Here is a 2,366-nt window from a genome sequence, read left to right as displayed (position 1 = left end):
GGCTGACCCGACGGTCGAGCGGCAGCTCGGCCGCCGTCAGGTGGCGCACCCGGTCCATGTGCATCTTGATCGGCTGCAGGTGCGCCCAGGCGCCGGCCCGGCCCGCGGCCTCCGCGAGGGTGCGGTGGAACAACTCGTCGGCCGCCATGAAGCCTTCGCCGGCGCGCGCCAGCCGCTCCTGCGCCGCGACCTGACGCTCCAGCTCGGCCACGGCGGCGGCATCGGCATGGGTCGCGGCAAGGCGCAGGATGTCGGCCTCGACCGCCTCGCGCACGAAGCGCGACACCTCGACCTCGCCCGCGTCGATCTTGCACACGAAGGTGCCGCGCTGCGGGCGCACCTCGACCAGCCTTTCCCCCGCGAGGCGGATGAAGGCCTCGCGCACCGGCTGGCGCGACAGGCCGTAATCATTGGCGATGTCCTGTTCGGAGAGCCGGGTGCCCGGCGTCAGCTCGCCGGTGACGATCCGCGCGCGCAGGCTGGCGATCAGCTGCGCGCCGATCGGCGCGGTCGCGTCGAGCATGGATGTGCGGTCGCTGGCCGGGATCATCATGGGCACTCCTCCTGTCGGGACGCTAGAAGCATACTACCATACTTGTCAACACTGATCGACGAGGCTAGGGTCGGGCCGACCATGATGGAGGAAGAGATGCGGCAAACCTGGCGCTGGTTCGGACCACAGGACGGTGTGGGCATCGACGACATGCTGCAGGCGGGAGTCGAGGGCGTCGTCTCGGCGCTGCATCACATCCCCACCGGGGCGGTCTGGTCCCCCGAGGAGATCGCGCAGCGGCAGCGCGAGATCGCGACCCGGGCGGACGGCAGCCCGTCGGGCCTCGCTTGGGAGGTGGTCGAGAGCCTGCCCGTCTCCGAGGACATCAAGAAGCAGACCGGCGACTGGCGCGCGCATCTTGATGCCTACAAGCAAAGCATGGAGCATCTCGCCGCCGCCGGGATCGAGGTGATCTGCTACAATTTCATGCCGGTCCTGGACTGGACCCGCACCGATCTGGCGTACCGGGTCGGCCATGGCGGCACCGCGATGCGCTTCGATCTGCACGACTTCGCCGCCTTCGATATCCATATCCTGCAACGCCCCGGCGCGGCCGAAAGCTTTCCCGCCGGCGTGGCCGAGATTGCGGCGGAGCGGTTCGGGCGCATGGACGAAGCCGTCCGCCAGCGGCTCGCCACCAATGTCGTCTTCGGGCTTCCCGGCGCGGCCGAACACTTCACGCTCGATGACGTGCGCGCGCATCTGGCGCAATATGCCGCCATGAGCGCCGGGACGCTGCGCGGCCATCTCGTCGATTTCCTCGCCGAGGTGGCCCCCCTGGCCGAGCGGCTGGGGCTCAGGCTCTGCTGCCACCCCGACGATCCGCCGTTTCCGCTTCTGGGCCTGCCGCGCGTGATGTCGACCGAAGAGGACTACCGTGCCGTGATGGAGGCGGTGGAGCTGCGCGCCAGCGGCATCACCCTGTGCTCGGGCTCGCTTGGCGCACGCGCCGACAACGACATTCCCGGCATGATGACGCGGATGGGCGATCGCGTGCATTTCCTGCACATGCGCAACGTCACGCGCGAGGCGGCGGGCACGCCCTGCTCGTTCCACGAGGCCGAGCATCTGGGCGGCGACACCGACATGGTGGCCTTTGTCGCCGCCGTGCTGCGCGAGGAGGCGCGGCGCCGCGCCTCGGGCCGCGCCGATGCCTCGATCCCCTTCCGCCCCGATCACGGCCAGGACATCCTCGACGATCTCGGGCGCCGCGCCCAGCCGGGCTATCCGGCGATCGGGCGGCTCAAGGGGCTGGCCGAGCTGCGTGGCATCATGACCGCGCTCGGCCATGCCGAACACGGGTTGCGGCCATGAACCGCCTGTCGCGCACCGCGCTGTCGCGGCTGCCCGAGGGGGTTGCCCCGGCCTATGAGCCTTCCGCGCATGGGGCGGGTATCGTGCATCTGGGGGCGGGGGCGTTCCACCGCGCGCATCAGGCCGCGATCACCGATGCCGCACTCGCGGCCTCGGGCGGCGACTGGCGCATCACTGGGGTCAGCCTGCGCTCCACCGCGCTGGCCGAGGCGCTCGGCCCCCAGGACGGGCTGTTCACGCTGATCGAGCGGGGCGGGGACGACCGGGCGCGGGTGATCGGCTCGATCGACCGGGTGATCGCAGCGCGCGGCGCCTCCGAGCCGGTGCTGGAGGCGCTCACCGCCCCCGAGATCCGCATCGTCACGCTCACCGTGACCGAAAAGGCCTATGGCATCGACCGCGACGGCCCCGACGCCGATCCGCGGCACCCGGATGTCGCCGCCGATCTCGAAACCCCGCGCGCCCCCCGCGGCGTGCTCGGCCTTCTGGTCGAGGCGCT

3 protein-coding genes are annotated in these 2,366 nt (G+C 71.1%); 2 read left to right on the top strand and 1 reads right to left on the bottom strand.

The features are described from left to right. Positions 1-550: GntR family transcriptional regulator (locus NHG85_RS04710; protein WP_253330294.1), on the bottom strand; the 550-nt coding region annotated here is incomplete at its 3' end. Between the two features lie 99 nt (positions 551-649). Here NHG85_RS04710 and uxuA point away from each other — a divergent pair. Together uxuA and NHG85_RS04700 are read left to right on the top strand one after the other, a co-directional pair. Beyond that, complete coding sequence (gene uxuA / locus NHG85_RS04705) at positions 650-1,867, top strand: mannonate dehydratase (RefSeq protein ID WP_253330292.1); 1,218 nt, start codon at positions 650-652, stop codon at positions 1,865-1,867. Further along, a partial coding sequence (locus NHG85_RS04700) for a mannitol dehydrogenase family protein (RefSeq protein WP_502213719.1) occupies positions 1,864-2,366 on the top strand: 503 nt, incomplete at its 3' end. The genes uxuA and NHG85_RS04700, both read left to right, overlap by 4 nt.

Source organism: Limimaricola litoreus (assembly GCF_024159025.1).
Classification (GTDB): domain Bacteria; phylum Pseudomonadota; class Alphaproteobacteria; order Rhodobacterales; family Rhodobacteraceae; genus Limimaricola; species Limimaricola litoreus.
Note: the sequence above shows the minus strand (reverse complement) of the source record. Positions and strands in the feature narration are given on the sequence as shown.

Bases quoted from the DNA above. Each gene is read 5' to 3' on its own strand.
- uxuA (WP_253330292.1), top strand. From the start codon at position 650: ATGCGGCAAACCTGGCGCTGGTTCGGACCACAGGACGGTGTGGGCATC.